10 protein-coding genes are annotated in these 15,156 nt (G+C 48.3%); 8 read left to right on the forward strand and 2 right to left on the reverse strand.

From position 1 onward, the window contains the following. The first annotated feature begins 53 nt into the window (after positions 1 to 53). Positions 54 to 869 (forward strand): glycoside hydrolase family 20 zincin-like fold domain-containing protein, encoded by an 816-nt coding sequence (locus V5J35_RS00755; RefSeq protein ID WP_354016228.1) that lies wholly within the window; start codon positions 54 to 56, stop codon positions 867 to 869. Then, positions 832 to 2,610, forward strand: coding sequence for a discoidin domain-containing protein (locus V5J35_RS00760; RefSeq protein WP_354016229.1), 1,779 nt, complete (start codon positions 832 to 834; stop codon positions 2,608 to 2,610). Before V5J35_RS00755 ends, V5J35_RS00760 begins: the two co-directional genes overlap by 38 nt. 99 nt (positions 2,611 to 2,709) lie before the next feature. On the opposite strand, the gene V5J35_RS00765 is transcribed toward V5J35_RS00760, so the two are convergent. Then, positions 2,710 to 2,958 carry a hypothetical protein gene (locus V5J35_RS00765; protein ID WP_354011559.1) on the reverse strand — a complete coding sequence of 83 codons (249 nt, stop codon included), beginning with the start codon at positions 2,956 to 2,958 and terminating at the stop codon, positions 2,710 to 2,712. A gap of 188 nt (positions 2,959 to 3,146) precedes the next feature. Here V5J35_RS00765 and V5J35_RS00770 point away from each other — a divergent pair, with 188 nt between their 5' ends. The 3 genes from V5J35_RS00770 to V5J35_RS00780 all read left to right on the forward strand — a co-directional run bounded on the left by V5J35_RS00770 (position 3,147) and on the right by V5J35_RS00780 (position 8,103). Next, positions 3,147 to 3,824, forward strand: coding sequence for a bZIP transcription factor (locus V5J35_RS00770; RefSeq protein WP_354011560.1), 678 nt, complete (start codon positions 3,147 to 3,149; stop codon positions 3,822 to 3,824). A 124-nt stretch (positions 3,825 to 3,948) separates the two neighbouring features. Next, positions 3,949 to 4,656, forward strand: a complete 708-nt coding sequence (locus V5J35_RS00775; RefSeq protein WP_354011561.1) for a hypothetical protein — start codon at positions 3,949 to 3,951, stop codon at positions 4,654 to 4,656. Positions 4,657 to 4,773: 117 nt separating this feature from the next. Next, positions 4,774 to 8,103, forward strand: a complete 3,330-nt coding sequence (locus V5J35_RS00780) for an IBR domain-containing protein (RefSeq protein WP_354011562.1) — start codon at positions 4,774 to 4,776, stop codon at positions 8,101 to 8,103. 96 nt (positions 8,104 to 8,199) lie between these two features. On the opposite strand, the gene V5J35_RS00785 is transcribed toward V5J35_RS00780, so the two are convergent. Continuing rightward, the gene (locus tag V5J35_RS00785; protein ID WP_354011563.1) at positions 8,200 to 8,955 is read right to left on the reverse strand and encodes a hypothetical protein; all 756 of its coding nucleotides are present in this window, start codon (positions 8,953 to 8,955) and stop codon (positions 8,200 to 8,202) included. Between the two features lie 413 nt (positions 8,956 to 9,368). On the opposite strand from V5J35_RS00785, the gene V5J35_RS00790 reads away from it, so the two are divergent. The 3 genes from V5J35_RS00790 (at position 9,369) to V5J35_RS00800 (ending at position 15,156) form a co-directional block, all read left to right on the forward strand. After that, positions 9,369 to 12,581, forward strand: a complete 3,213-nt coding sequence (locus tag V5J35_RS00790; protein WP_354011564.1) for a hypothetical protein — start codon at positions 9,369 to 9,371, stop codon at positions 12,579 to 12,581. Between the two features lie 197 nt (positions 12,582 to 12,778). Then, positions 12,779 to 13,117: a hypothetical protein gene (locus V5J35_RS00795; protein WP_354011565.1), complete on the forward strand. Its 339-nt coding sequence runs from the start codon at positions 12,779 to 12,781 to the stop codon at positions 13,115 to 13,117. Positions 13,118 to 13,404: 287 nt separating this feature from the next. Continuing rightward, a complete protein-coding gene (locus V5J35_RS00800; RefSeq protein WP_354011566.1) occupies positions 13,405 to 15,156 on the forward strand; it encodes an ABC-F family ATP-binding cassette domain-containing protein in 1,752 nt (583 codons plus the stop codon).

The following is a 15,156-nucleotide window of genomic DNA, read 5'->3' on the forward strand; positions in this document are numbered from 1 at the left end:
CTTTACGGAGAGGGCATTAAATTAAAACAGTAAACATTCAAACAGAGTAAACAATGAAACTTAATAAACTGGCTGTGTGTTGCGCATTGGCATTGCCTGTATTGTATGGCTGCAATAGTAACGATAGTTCTGATAATACTGTCGTACCTCCTCCATCAGTAACACTTGAATTTGAAACCATTCCAACGGTCAGGAACTGGGAAGCAACCGAGGGTAGCTATCAAGTAACTGCTAATTCCAGAATTGTTATTAACCCTGGCAATACAGAATCAACGTTGGCAGGTATTACAACCAACATTTCAGATACAGCCGAAAAGTTTCAGGAAACCATTCTGGCCGTCACTGGTTTAAACCTCACTATTGAAACGTCAGATACTCTGCGAAATGGTGATATTAGCCTGACATTATTAGGCAATGAAAACGATGAACTCGGACCGGAAGGGTATAAACTTAAGGTCGGCGATACGGTTGAAATTGAAGCTAATACAAATACTGGTCTCTTCTACGGTACCCAAACCATTTTGCAACTGCTGCAGCAAGATGATGAGAAAAGCCGTATTGCCAGAGGTGAAGTCACCGATTATCCCAGTTTAACGGAAAGGGGCATCATGGTTGATGCCGGAAGAAAATACTGGGAGGTGGACTCACTGAAAGATGTGATCCGCCAGATGGGCTGGATGAAAATGAATCGCTTGCACCTCCATCTCACCGAGTGGAACGCCTTTCGTTTAGACAGTGACAACCCTGAGCTGGAAGGTCTGGCAGCACTGAGGGCTTATACCAGAGAGGATATTGCAGAACTGGAAGCCGTCGCCAAACTGAACCATGTTTGTGATCGTACCGGAAATCGATATTCCGGGACATGGTAAGATGTTGTCGGACTTCAGGAAAGATGCTGCCTTTGAATGCCCAAGTATGAGCGTCGTCACCGGTAGAGGCTGGGAAGGTGAACACGGCCCTCGCTGGAATTTGGATTACACAGGTAAATCAGCAAACAGTCCAAGATCCGGCAGGGAATTTATGTTCGGGCTTATCGAGGAATTTGCTCCCTGGTTTAGCGGCCCGTACTTCCATATAGGTACGGATGAAGTACCGGAATGGGGCAATCTTACAAGCTGTGCTGAACTTGCTAGCTATGTTGCGGACTCAGACCATCTAAGAGAAATCGGTGATCCACTGGTCGAGTTTATTAACGAAGCTAACGACGTTATAAAGGGTTTGGGTAAACAAACCCAAAAGTGGAACTGGTACGAACGATCACCAATCTCATTCGATGCCGATAATGACATCCGTATTGACGCCTGGATCGGAAACGCTCTGGACTATTACACTGAGAAAGGATACAACACCACTTTAACAGGTACTCCTTACCTTTACCTGACGCCCGGTTTTCCTAATACCATGCCAAACCCTCCCAAGATTTATACCTTGGAAGGTTCAGCCAGCCCTGACATGACAGGCGTAAAGCTCAGCCTCTGGGCTGATACTGCCTATAAATGGCCTGACCAGCAACTCGAGAAACTGATGGTTACGCCCCGGACTGTCACTGCAGAAAGAAACTGGTTTGGCGCTCATGAAGATGACAGCACATTCGATGAATTTCTTGAGCGCATGGACACGATTGGCGGAGCGCCTCTGGTAGTTGGTGAAGCTTCTGCTGTTCCCAGAGACAACTGGTCTGTCATGGCGGTCAGCAGTGAAGAGATTCAGAGGGGGGATGGCGGTGCCAGCAATCTCTTCAGTGGCAGAACAGACTCTCTGTGGGAGACAAGGCACTCCGCTGGTTATGACACTTACCCCCATACCGTCGATATCGATATGGGTGACACCTATGAAGTGGTAGGAGCTCGCTTCCACCCACGACAGAATGGCGCGGACAGACTTCGCGGTCTTATTGGAACGTACAGTTTTTACGTCAGTGAAGACGGTGAAACCTGGAAAATGATTGTTGGTTCATCAGAAAAGGATGGCTCATTCAGTTACCCGGGAAATTACGTAGGACGTGATAAGAAAGCCAAAACCATTCATTTTGAAATGGAGAAAGCACGCTATTTCCGTTTTGTAGCGGAGTCCCCATTTGAGGAGGGTAGCCGGTGGGCCAGTCTGGCAGAAATTGATATATTCGGTAACAAAGTAGGTGACGAGCCTGTCACTGTGCCGGAGTCTACCTATCATATTCGATCCAAAGCTGACCTGAGCACCTGCATGCGGGTTGACCGTGAAGAAGGCGACGTCGCAAACAATGACAGTATGAAAATGGGCAAATGCCTGAACACCGATGACTACCAGGAATGGTTAACGGTCGATGAAGGCGTAGTTGATGGCATTAACTACGTTTCTATTCGTCCCGTTAACACTCCCGATCAGTGTCTGGATGTGAATTTCAATACTGGTGGACTCGTAACATGGGATTGTCATTTAGGTGACAACCAGCTCTTTAGAGTGCATGAAGATCAGTACCGGTATGGCTATTCCACCATCAAGCCCAAGTCAGCAGGGAACTGCATGACCATTAGCGGAGACAATAACGACGACGTAGCTGAAGGAGACCGTGTGTCATTTAGTGGTTGCAGTGATACTAATAAGAAGCAGTGGGTTCTGGTTCCGTAACCCTCCTGCTGGCTAATGTGTTCTAAAATCTAAAATGCAGAATAATAGTAGGTATAGTGGAGTTGTTTTGTGCTATGCCTACTATTTTTCAACCTATAATCAACACGATAATCCTATTTTGTTGCATAAAACAAAGAGCGTCATATCCACTTCATCAACATGATCTTCCGAATACCCGAAAAAACCACTCTGTTGAGCACTGAGTGGTTTTTTTGTCTTAATGAACAATGCCGTTAGTTCTGCTAACCAATAAAGAACGTTTTTTGTTTTATTGAGTCTAGAAACTCTATGAACAACGACCAGAAAGGACAGGGTTAACGGCAATGAATATACAACCAGATCGTCCATTTGCCTTTGGCTCCAGTAAAGAACCAACAGCTGACAGCATGCCTGGCACATCAGCTGGTACCGACAGCGCGGGGCGTCGTGTCGAGAAGCGACCTTGCCTTGTCAGCTCTTCTTCAGAGAGTGATGACAGCCAGCCCAAAGTCAGGAGGGGCAGGGGCAGAGGCAAGGCTGTCAAAACAAAGGCTGAAATGGAAGACGCAGCTAATAGAAGAAGAATATCAAAGCAAAAATGCGCCCAACGCATAAGGGACAGGAACAAACAAGACTGGCTTAATCTTAACCAAGATCTTGATAAAGCTAATGCCGAGTACCAGCGTCTGAGTGCTGAATATACTAAGCTCCGGAAAAGTGCCGAGCAGCTTTCCACAGCCAATCAAAAACTACTCGAAGCCAGTGAGAAACTGCTCAAAGTCATTGAAAACCCGAACGCAACCTCATGTGAAATACATTTAGTACGTGAAACCGGTGCAGCGCCTGCAATAAACCGATCACAACAGGAACCTGAGCCTGTTGGGTCTGGTGTGGGTGATGACAACAAGCCCGAAGTTCCTGTGACCAAGAGAAAGCGTGCAAAAAGACAGAAACGATCAGCTGAGGAAAGAAAAGAGTTTAAGAAAGAAGACGCCCGATGCTACAGAGAAAGGAAGAAACAAGAGTTTAATGATCTTCAACAGGAACTTGCAGACACTACTGCCGAGAACCAGCGTCTGACCTCTGAAATTAAGGCTCTTAAGGAAACGCATAAGGAACTTTCCGAAACCAATGAGGGTTTGGACAAGCTCATTCCAGACCTGCTGCAGACCTGCGAGCGATTCAACATCAAATTAATTGAGCAGATTGACCAGGACATCAATCCATCAAAATAGTGACCCATTGCACACCTTTTGTCTCGTTCCGAACTGTAGGTTGAGAGTCAAACTGAAGCCCTTTGTTTCCTGATTGTTTAACTACACTGAATCCCTTCCTTTTTAACAAACTTTCAGGGTCAATATGAAACACATCTCATTCTCCACCGCTCTGCTTATACTTTTTTTTCTGTGGACTAAACCATTGTGCGCCCAGGATATAAAAACCCCCTTTGGTTCACTGCCTGATACTTTTCAGTATCAAAAATCCGGTGAGAATAGTCCGCAACATACCGTCACCATGAATCAGGTGGTCATTAATGGAAATGAAAAAATATTGGTGTCGCTTGATGGGGCACAACCTCAGAGTATACCCCAGGATTCCATTAATGAAGTAACACGCCATAGGATAACTGACCGGACAAAAAGAAATTTCCTGATAGCCCTTATCATTATTTCGTTGGAAATGCCTAATTACTCACAGTTGGCAGAAAGTGGCACTTATCAGTCAGGTGGTGCACGAGACGGGTCTGGCAGGCAAGCTTCTGTCCGGGATGCATTTACTTTCATTTTTCCGGCTCTAGACGCCGATCGCCGATATCCACTCATCGGTAACGTGCCGAATCATTCTGATGGCCCTGTTAACCATTGGCTGGTGAATATTACCAATCCATTTCCTGTGCAGTTTACCGTCATCATGCCCTATCCGGAACCGGCTCCTGAATCACCGGCACCGGATGCAGGCATACAGGCTGGTAGAAACGATACCGGCGACTCAGAAAGCTCTGATGGTGCTGGCTATTCCTGCTTCGGGGGAATCTGTCGCAGGGTCGGAGCGTTCTTTGCCTATTGAAGCTTCAACCACAAAAGCTTCAACCACATTGCAAGCCTGAACGTCATCAACTTTACTGTCTGATCGAATGGACCCACTAAGCAGTTTCTGTTTAAGTGCCGGAGTATAAATAACAGAATGAAAAAAAGTTGCTTTCTCCTGTCGATCTGGTTGATGACTCTTGTCTTTTTTTTTCAACCGGCTGCTTACGGCGATCCACAGGTTTCAGGGGCAGAACCCTGTGCAACAGCGCTGGCCATCCAGTCACCCACGCTGCCAGACCGGGCTCAGGTCGTTGTATTTTCAGCCGGAAAAACGAAGGCATCCGCTTTGCGCCTTCATCTTCCCAGCCCCTGGCACTGGCCTGACAACAGCAGAGCGCCAGCCGTTATCACGCCACCAGAATCTGTTTGTCAGGTGAGTTTGTGTGAAAAGTCTGCCTGCAGCACTCTGTTCGTTATAAACTCAGATGCTTTTTCTGAACACCCACAGCCTGTAACACACGAAGTGACACGGCATTCCCCTTTACCCGCCAGTGGCATTTTTCCACTCTGGATGAACCACTGGGTTTCAGGTACAGGCCCCTTCGTCCCCATCACTGTCCAGAACCGTGGTCCCGACCCGGAATTTTCCCATCCCTACAGGGCAGACCTTAACAAGCCATCCTACTCAGTTCGCGAAGTTTATTTAGCCGAACAGAAACAGCCGCTGTTTCTTATTCACAACCCGGTGGACTACAGGCTCTACTGGTTGTACTGGAATGAAATGAATCAATTCGACATTATCCAGTGGCCACTTTTATCCCCACTGGAAAATGACAATGACCTGCTCAACCCCAATAACCTGACTCTGGGGATTGCCGATCAGACCCGACTGAATGAGCCGGCACTCCTGCGGGTTCCACTGAAACGTGAATGGCTTGATACAAAACAAGGGAGCTTCCGGCACCTTCTCCCATTATTAGCACTCATTTTCGGTGATGTATTACAAAAACAAACAGCCGATGGCAGCACGGAGTACTGGTTTCGCGACCACGAGGGCCAGACCTCCGTCATCTCACAGGAAGAGCTGGAACAATGGCACAGTCTTTACCATGAAAGTATCAAGGCCGATATTTTCCATCGCCTGACCACGGGTAACCCCATGAACCAGGCAGCAGGTATTGCCCCGGCACAGTTCCAGAGAGAACACCGCATAGTGCCATGGTCCATAATCAGGCAAATTAAGAAAGCGATAGGTCGTCAGGCAATTCAGGTTATCGAAAAAAAGCCGGATAACCAAACGCCTCCGGACAGCCACCATCTGCAGCCCCCCACATCAGCCGGTCAGCAACAGACCCGTCAGAGAGAGGTATCTGACGCCATACCGGGAGTCCTCGGGCAAGGCTGGCAGCAGCGAATGTTGAACATCCAGTCCAGCAGAGAGTTTATCGGTACAAGAGAGCGTCCGAAGTTTCATGAAGAAACCCTTCAGGTGCAGATAGATCATTTTGTCTATGCCTCACAAACAGGCAGCACAGACGACATGCTCAGAATCGTCAACACAATGGAAACTAATGAGCAGAAACAATCATTACTCGAAGGCCGGTACCGTGCCTTCCCATGGCTCACCGCCTTGCAGGCCGCCGTTAAAGCCAACCAGCAGAAGGCGATTAACCTGATCAGGGAAACCGCTGACTCAATCAACCCGTCACTCTTTCCTGAACTCACCCGAGCCAATGAAGATTGCCTGCCTAAACAGGCCGAAGCCTCGGCAACGAGCAACTTCCCAACAAACAGCTTTGCAACGAACAGCAACGCACTGGCAGGAGCAGTCGGTTCGGGACCGATGCACTCTTTCCTTGACAGCTGTGCCATTCCCGGTCACCTGTTGCAAATCCCACATTCAAGTCACCGGCAGTGCTCGGAAGGCAGGACCGAGTGCGCTGTTCACGAAGGTACGTTTGATGCCACTGTTTTTCTCCCCTGTTGTGAAAGCAGGGTCTGTGAAGCCAGTCTGCTCAGTGCAATGCTGGCATTATTTTCAGACTCCATCGTCGTTCCAACTCTGGAAACCGTCTCCTGTCCTGTCTGTACCCAGCCACTGAACCTTGTCCGAACGTTGTCAGACGCCATCAACACACTCCAGTTGGCGCAGGAGGGAGGCGTAACGCCTGCCCAGGTTCATAGTCTTAATATCCTGACCAGAATCAGTAAGCACCTGAAAGAGAGAAGCGTATCCATTGACCAATTAAACCGTCACAAAGCGGTCAGTGCAGAGTGCAATATCTGCTTTACCGAGGCTGAATGTTATCAGCTTCCTGGCTGTGAAGAGGCTGGCTGCGCTTTCTGCCTGCAATGCCTTTCACAACACATTCGAATTGCGTATACCTCTGATGATGCCTATCTCCTCACCGAAAAAGGTCTGCAATGCCCGGGTTGCACTGCTCAGGTTCCCGATGACGTGATTAAACTTCTCAGTGGTAACAGCGCACTTCAGGAAATCACCCTGAAAGCCAACCAGCTGATCGCCAATCGATCGCCTTACCTGATGTCCTGCCCTAACGGACATTTGGTGGATTCCAGAAAAGCTCCGGGAACCCGGGTTGTTTGCCCGGAATGTAACCATTCGCTGTGCCGACAGTGCCGTCAGGACTACCACACCGGAGAATGTCCCGAGACTCTGGCCTTCACCCAACTGATTGAAGAAAATCCCCTGGACTATAAGAGGTGTCCTACCTGCCAGCTTGTTGTGAGCAAAGATGAGGCGTGCAACAAGGTTATCTGCAGCCGTTGCAAGACCGCTTTTTGCTGGCTGTGCCGAGAGGACATCACCGGAGACTATTACCAGCACTTTCAATACACCTCCTGTCTGTTACACGGCGGGAATACTCTGCAGAGTGCTGCTTCTGCGCCAACAGACAACAGCATGCTCAACCGATGCCCGATATGTAAAACACGCCATCGGCTTGATTTCTTACTGTGCGGGCATACCTGTTGCAGTGACTGTGAAAATGACTTCTACCGGATACTGGAACAATTGGAGTACGAGTTCCAGCGTCGCTGCCCGCTCTGCACCAATGAGATCGATAAACAGCAGGAAGAGCTTCCCAATCTGACCATTCCCCCCGATGCCAGACCGTGCAGTATTCCATCACTCAGGTTTACAATCTATGAAAACCATCAGGGTTATTACCTTGTGGTCAACAGCGACAGAAGGCAACCGGAAAAAGGTTTTTATCTTGATAAAAAAGACTGCCTGGACCAGGAGAGGCTTGATGAACTAAGAGTAAGGTTAGGGGTAAGGGTGCGCGGCAATAACGCTAATGTTCAAGTAAATCTGCCCTTTTTTCCGGAAGGGCAACCCCTGCTACCGTGCTCTTTTTGCGACCACGTACGGTATATCAACGAAGAGGGCTTATGTGGAGACTGTCAGAGAGCCTTCTACCTTTCGCTTCAATCTGATAAAGGAAAACCCTATGGCCTTTGAGGTATAAATGTTGATGCCCGGGACAACGAAAACGACTGTCAGGCCTGCAAAAATACCCTGTCGCAGTCGCTTTTTTCAACTAAAGGAGCTGGCCCGTCAGTGCATCGGTAAAGGTAACGTTTTATTGAAATCCTTTAATGCAAGCAGTTGCTGATAGACGAGTCCGCTTTTATGTTTGAGCTTTTTAAAATCCCTGACCAGAGAGTAATCATTGATCATGGCGCCGATTTCCAGTTTATTGGGGTATGTCTTCATCAGGGCATCGGCAAGGCTGTCATTGTTGGTTGAGCGCATCTCTGCCAGCTTTGGTATCCTTTCCGGGGTCTGTACTTTAATGCCTGTAAAAAGCTGATTCAACAAACCAAGCTTGTCGTATTTAATGGCCAGAAAAAACAAATTATCTGACGAGGGTCTTTCATTTTCCCAGTCCGCCAGAATCATACCCAGCTTATTCAGGTGCTCGATGACTTCCATCGCCTCTTCAATAATGAGTACAGAGTAAGGGTCTTTCAGATAATTCGGTTCGCTGTATTTGAAATAGATCTGTAATAAATCGCGTCCTTCAGAATCCCGATAGGTCACCGCATTCCGGACTTGCCGCTGGCATGGGGTCATATCGTCAACGTTTGCAGGCAAGCGATCCACATTAACGCCTTCTTTTTCAACGCACTCTACTATGTTGGCCAGTTCCTGAGTAAAGGTGGGTGTATTTCCTTCACTCACCCACAGTGACCAGTCTTGTATCGGCAACGCTGCGGCATGCAGTGTTGAAAGCCCAAAGCTGAAAAAAATAACCACCAACAGGGCTCGAAAAAACGATCCCAACCGCTGATTGACCCCGAATCTTTTCATAGTCTTTGCACTCCACTTTTCTCCTTCATTAAAGGATTAGGCGATCAAATATCATAAAGGTTCAGAAAAACCGGTAACCTTCCGGTTAGAATCGCTGACACAGGAGGGTGAAAGACGCTTAATGAACAATGCCTTAATGAACAATGCCGTTAGTTCTGCTAACAAATGAAGAACACTTTTTGCTCGATTCAGTCTAGTAACGTTATAGACAACGACCAGCAAGTGTTTAAGCAACTTCTCGACATCAAAGAGGGTCTGACCAAACTCATTGCAGATCAAAAAGCGACTCTGGGCGAAACAAATTCAGCGGATTAACCGGGACATATTCATCAGATAAATAAGCAGCCATTAGCGGAACTCCTTCAGCGCAGGAAGGTCGAAAAACGATAAATATCAGTATCACGGAAGATATCATGCATACAGACGGAACCGGGTCAGCCCCTTCTTCAAGGTACTGGCCGAAGCCTCAATACAGGAAAGAGCAGACTTCAGGTGCCGGTCATGGCTCCAGGCATGTCAGGCGGCATGAGGCTTCGGGTGTTCGTCGTGACGAGCCTGATGACAGGAAGCCTGATACCATAGTGACAACTCGCTATTCAGCCCCGGCAAGATCGCCAAAGAGTGAATTCCCCAGTCGGCGGGGTCGTTCTGACAGGGATATTTCCAGCCAAATCCGGAATGTCTATGCAGCTTGCTCTGAGGACATGCGCTCTCATAAGTTTGATCAGGCCAGAAAAAAGTTAGACGAAATGGCTGAAACGTTAAAATTAACCTGGCGACACCTACCGTTTTTTATTAAAAAGCACGAACTTAGTGATGAAGATAAGAAAATGCTTCAGAAATTGGGCTATATAGACACATCGCTGAAGATGATCCGCATATACCACCCTTCTGGAACAGAAACTAAGTCGACTCAGGGAGATAGCACCCCCACCATAAAATGGCAAACCGACTTATCTGCCAATGTCTTAAATCCAGAACTCAAAGACTGTAGCGATACTCTCATTTTTGTTGATTACTTTTTGCTGAATGATGAATTGCATTCTGATCAATCAGAGGAGGCTGCTCTTGATCGTCTGAACGCTGCCAGAAACTATCTGCTCTGGACCAGAAACAGCAGGATGATAGCCAATAGTATTCATAAACGGTGGTTAGATTGCTACGAAAAAGTCTGTTCACAACTTATTTTGAAAGACCCTGAGTTTGCAAAGTCACCCGAAGGTCAGCATGCAAAGAAGATCGTGCAAATAACAGTAGCCGTCTCATCCGCTGAAAATCCTGAGCAGGCACTCAAGATTCTGAAGCAACAGCACAAACGGTTTCTCATCCAGGGGGTTACCCCTGAAGCCGTTGAGATTATGTGCTGTGGATGCAGAGCGATGAATGAGAAATGGCGTCACCACCCCCACTATAAAAAAGGCAGTGACTCCGTTGAAAAGCAGGGGAATACTTTGTTTTATGGTTATGATTTACTGTTATTTGGCTTCAGGTGTCGTAGACCGATCATTCAGGGGCACCAGAGTGACATTTTAAATGTGCTTGCCGGAAATATCATCTACCTGAAGGAACTGGGCATGCTTGCACAACCTTACCCGCCGGTTGTTACTGACTTTATCAATGAGGTGGTTACAGAGCTCAGCCCTGGTAATGTGCCGTATGAGGTGAGAAAGGAGCTGGAGAGAATTTTTGCGGAAAGGTGCGGAATATTACTGCGCCGGGATTGGCTGGATGCTGTGGACGCTGTTCACAAAGGTGACACGGAGCAGGCAAAAAAGCTGGTAGGCCAGACGGGGGTTTATCGCTATGAACGACCTGCCCTCATGTTGCTGAGAGGCTGGATTCACCTCAGGGAAGGGCATTCCAAAGGTGCCGTTGAATGTTTGAAAAAGTTTAGAGAGTTCGATATTCGAACTAACGCTCACCTCGAAGCTGCACGCTTGTATTTTGCCGCAGGTGATCCGGATTCTGCCAGCCAGATAATTGATGAGGCCCGTGGCAAGGTGCATATTATCCGGCAAATGGCCTACGATCAGTTGAGTGAACAGATTGAACAGGCGCGGTCGTTGAAGCCGGCAAAGAAAAAGCGTTCGGCACCATCAGGTCAGGCGTCAGAATCACCGGAACCGAAACGGAGGCGAAAGGCTTCTTCCTCTCATAAAACAGGAAGCAGAACGGTTGAAAAAACGTTCAATACGGTAGGGGTTCAAACCGACAGGCAGCATTCTGATGGCGCAACTGAAGCACTGGCCAATGAACTTAAAGAGCTGAAGCTTGATAACGAAGCGCTCAACACTGAACTTGATGAAAATAAGGAAGCGTTTGAGACCCTTCAGTCTCGTTATCAGGAGAGCCTGGACAATGAAGAAAGCTATATACAGCAATTTGAAGCACTGACCGGTAAAAACCAACTGCTTGAATCCGACAAAGCAGCTCTGGAAACTAAAATTCAGACATTGCAGCAAAACCTCAGAAGCGCTAAAGAATTATATAATCAGCAACTCAATGCTGTTCAGGAACTGAATAGCGTTAATGAATCTTTGAAAATGAAGCTTCTGGATGAGCAAGAACAATCCTTGCAAACTATTTCTGATCTTCAATCGTTACTCGGTGTCAAAGAAGAAGCAGTAGCCTCACTGAATGCTGACATCCTTAGAGACAGGGCCAGCCATGAAATGGCACTGGCAGATGCCAATACCAGGTTGAATAAGTCTGATGCCACTAACAGCCAACTGAAAGAACAGGTGCGATTATTAACCTCTAAAAACACCCTGAAAAAGCATAAGCTTAAAATTCAGAAAAATAACAATGTGGCATTGAATAAAAAAATTGATGAGTTAGAGCAGACTAACCAGCGACAACAGAATGAAATAACGGTAAAAGAGCAGGCGTTCCAGCAGCAGCTTGCTGATGCCAGGCAAACAATTGCCAATCAGAATGAGAAAATTGAACAGTTAATTTCCAAGGGTGCTGAAGACATTAAAAGGAATATGGAGCTTGAGGAGCTTCAGAATAATTTAATGAAGCAGGTCAGTTTTCTTGAAAATCAGCTGGCAGTGAGCAAGCAGCAGGTCAGTACTCTTGAAAATCAGCTGGCAGTAAGCAAACAGCAGGTCAGTACTCTTGAAAATCAGCTGGCAGTAAGCAAACAGCAGGTCAGCACTCTTGAAAATCAGCTGGCAGTAAGCAAACAGCAGGTCAGCACTCTTGAAAATCAGCTGGCAGTAAGCAAACAGCAGGCCAGTTCTCTTGAAAATCAGCTGGCAGTAAGCAAACAGCAGGTCAGTACTCTTGAAAATCAGCTGGCAGTGAGCGAGCAGCAGATCAGTTCACTCAGACAACAACTCGAACAGAAAGATCAGGAAAATAAAAGCCTGCAAAACTATAGGGCTCAAGCGGAACTGACTTTTCAGTCAGCCATGCAGCAATTAGATCAACAACAAAAGGATTATTCTAAGTTGTTGGCCGTCATGGACGTCATGGACGTCATGATGCCCGGAGAATCAGATGCTCCGACCACCTCTGCAACCCTGTCACAGATCGCCACAGAAGCCCTGTCAGCGAATCCCGGCAATGAGTTCCCCGACTTAAGAGGCTGGACGGATGATTTGGAAAACGGATTAGTCTGAAGCGACAAAATAAACAAGTACATCAAAACCCTTCGATTCAAACATTGTACGACGCGCGTCACAAGATGTATCCGGGTCCGCCAGAGAAACCTTGCAAGTGTCTTTTATCAGCTGCCCATAATGAAATAAGCCCTCGTCAGCGACGCGGCAGAAATAAACGGGCGCATGAGGAAGAAAGGGGCTGGTCATGCGTCCCGATGGCACCCGCAAAAATGCCGGGAAAAGCCAGAAGAAACAGCAGACCCGCCTCAGCCCGGGTGAGAAAAAAGACCGCAAGCGCATGTCGGCATGAAAAAGGCGATGATGCGGTCGAAAACTGGGTAGCAGAACGCGCCCTCAAAGTCCTGTGTGGACAGTCTGACAGAGTGGCCAGAGGCATCAGGCAAAGTGCCAGCAAGAGAGGTCTGAAAAAAAGGGAGGCTATCGATAAATGCGCCAGCTACCTGATCAACGACCGGATGGACATCACAGGTGCAGGGGGCGCGGATGACTGCCCATTGCGCCATCTGCTCATAGACAACACCCTGTCACCTTAATATCCTGACGTTTCCCATCAACTGACTATTAACCTGACTATGAAAAGAGGAGGAACGACAGCTTATGTGTGAATTAAATTTCGCGCACTTCTTTGGTTATGCGCACAGCTCAAGCTTTACCGGTATCGTGCTGCGATAACCTCTGCTTGAGCGAAGACTTTAACATTCAGACCAGATTTTCTTCACTCTGGCTTACCCGGTTATCGTCAGCAATGTATGACGATCGGCACTCCTTTATCTGAAAAAAACATTTGCAGATAAGAGCGCCTGTAAAACTTGAGTAAGCAATGAGCACTTTACTATCTGCACAATCTGTCTCTTACGACCTGACTTCAGGCCCACTGCTTGAAGGGATCTCTTTCACCCTGAAGAAAGGCGACCGGATTGGCCTTATTGGCCACAACGGCTGTGGCAAAAGTACCCTTCTTAAACTGCTAAGCGGCGACCTGAATGCCCTTTCCGGCTCTGTCTCCCAGTCCAGTCAGTGTCTGATGGAACGGGTTGAACAACACCTTCCTGAAACTATTGAACATCTATCCATGTTTGACGCAGTAGCGGCACAGCTGCCTGAGAGCCTGCGTATTGCTGAAGGCTGGCGCATAGAACGGTTGCTGGCAGACATGGGGTTTGACGACTCCGACTGGCAACTGACCGCCGGAACCCTGAGTGGCGGACAGCACACCCGCCTGTTGCTGGCCCGGGCGCTCATTAATCAGCCGGATCTGTTATTGCTGGACGAACCCAGTAACCATCTGGATCTGCCTACGCTCCTGTGGCTGGAAAACTTTCTGAGACACTGGCAGGGCAGCTTTGTGCTGGTATCTCACGACCAGCGTCTGCTGGATAACGTCACCAACTGCACCTGGATTATGCGGGATAAAACCCTGCAGTTTTTCCGCCTGCCCTGCTCTTCAGCACGGAAAGCTCTGGCGGAAAAAGATGAAACCGATGAGCTTCGCCATCAATCCGAACAGAAGGAAATTGACCGGGTTGAAAAGAGTGCCAGACGTCTGGCGTTATGGGGGCAGGTGTACGACAACGAAGACCTTTCCCGCAAAGCCAAAAACATGGAAAAACGGGTTGAACGCCTCAAAGACGAACAGACTGAGTTAACGGCCGGGACGCCCTGGCGTCTGAGCCTGACCGGGGAGGCTCTGCCTGCTGACCGGCTGCTAAGCCTTACCAGCCTGGATGTGCAACCTGCAACCGATGCACCGACACTGTTCCATATTCTCGATCAGCAGCTGAAAAGCGGAGACCGGGTGGCTATTGTCGGGCGCAACGGCTGTGGTAAATCCTCTTTACTGCGACGGTTGTGGGCTGTGTATCAGACATCTGCCGAGTACAGTCCCGGTAAAACCATCCAGTTTCACCCCCGCTGTCGTCTGGGTTATTACGACCAGAGCCTGCAACAGCTTAACGACAATGACAGCCTGCTGGATGCCCTGCGTCACTTTGCGCCACTGCCGGACAGGGAGCGAAAAATGGCGCTGATCAGTGCCGGTTTCCCCTATCTCAGGCACACACAGAAAGTCCGGGAACTCAGTGGTGGCGAGCGTTCCCGACTGTTGTTTATTGGCCTGACCCTGGCTAACCATCATCTGCTGTTTCTGGATGAGCCTACTAACCATCTGGACCTGGAAGGCAAGGAAGAGCTGGCAGAAACCCTCAGCCAGTTTGCCGGTGGTTTTATACTGGTCAGTCATGACCGTGACCTGATTGAAAAAAGCTGTAACCGGTACTGGCTTGTAGACGACCATCGTCTGGAAGAGTGGCTGGACCCTGAGGCGATGTATACGGCGATGGGCGCAGAACAGACGGTTTCATTGCAGCAGGATGATGCGCTTCCGACCCCGGATGTGAATGCTGTCCAGACAGCAGAAACCAGCCATGAGGACGCCCTGTTTGAACAGCTGATCGATCTGGAAGCCCGACTGGAGGCTGACCTCGAACGCAAACCGAAACATCAGAAACCGAGGCTGCAACAGGAGTGGCGGGAAGCCATTGCCCAAATCACTGCCCGGCTTGGACTGGAGTAA

The sequence above is a fragment of the Endozoicomonas sp. NE40 genome (assembly GCF_040549045.1).
Taxonomy (GTDB): Bacteria; Pseudomonadota; Gammaproteobacteria; order Pseudomonadales; family Endozoicomonadaceae; genus Endozoicomonas_A; species Endozoicomonas_A lisbonensis.

Coding starts and splice junctions, on each gene's coding strand:
- V5J35_RS00785 (WP_354011563.1), bottom strand. CDS start 8,955: ATGAAAAGATTCGGGGTCAATCAGCGGTTGGGATCGTTTTTTCGAGCC.
- V5J35_RS00775 (WP_354011561.1), top strand. CDS start 3,949: ATGAAACACATCTCATTCTCCACCGCTCTGCTTATACTTTTTTTTCTG.
- V5J35_RS00755 (WP_354016228.1), top strand. CDS start 54: ATGAAACTTAATAAACTGGCTGTGTGTTGCGCATTGGCATTGCCTGTA.
- V5J35_RS00790 (WP_354011564.1), top strand. CDS start 9,369: ATGCATACAGACGGAACCGGGTCAGCCCCTTCTTCAAGGTACTGGCCG.
- V5J35_RS00770 (WP_354011560.1), top strand. CDS start 3,147: ATGGAAGACGCAGCTAATAGAAGAAGAATATCAAAGCAAAAATGCGCC.
- V5J35_RS00795 (WP_354011565.1), top strand. CDS start 12,779: ATGGCACCCGCAAAAATGCCGGGAAAAGCCAGAAGAAACAGCAGACCC.
- V5J35_RS00780 (WP_354011562.1), top strand. CDS start 4,774: ATGAAAAAAAGTTGCTTTCTCCTGTCGATCTGGTTGATGACTCTTGTC.
- V5J35_RS00800 (WP_354011566.1), top strand. CDS start 13,405: ATGAGCACTTTACTATCTGCACAATCTGTCTCTTACGACCTGACTTCA.
- V5J35_RS00765 (WP_354011559.1), bottom strand. CDS start 2,958: ATGGACGATCTGGTTGTATATTCATTGCCGTTAACCCTGTCCTTTCTG.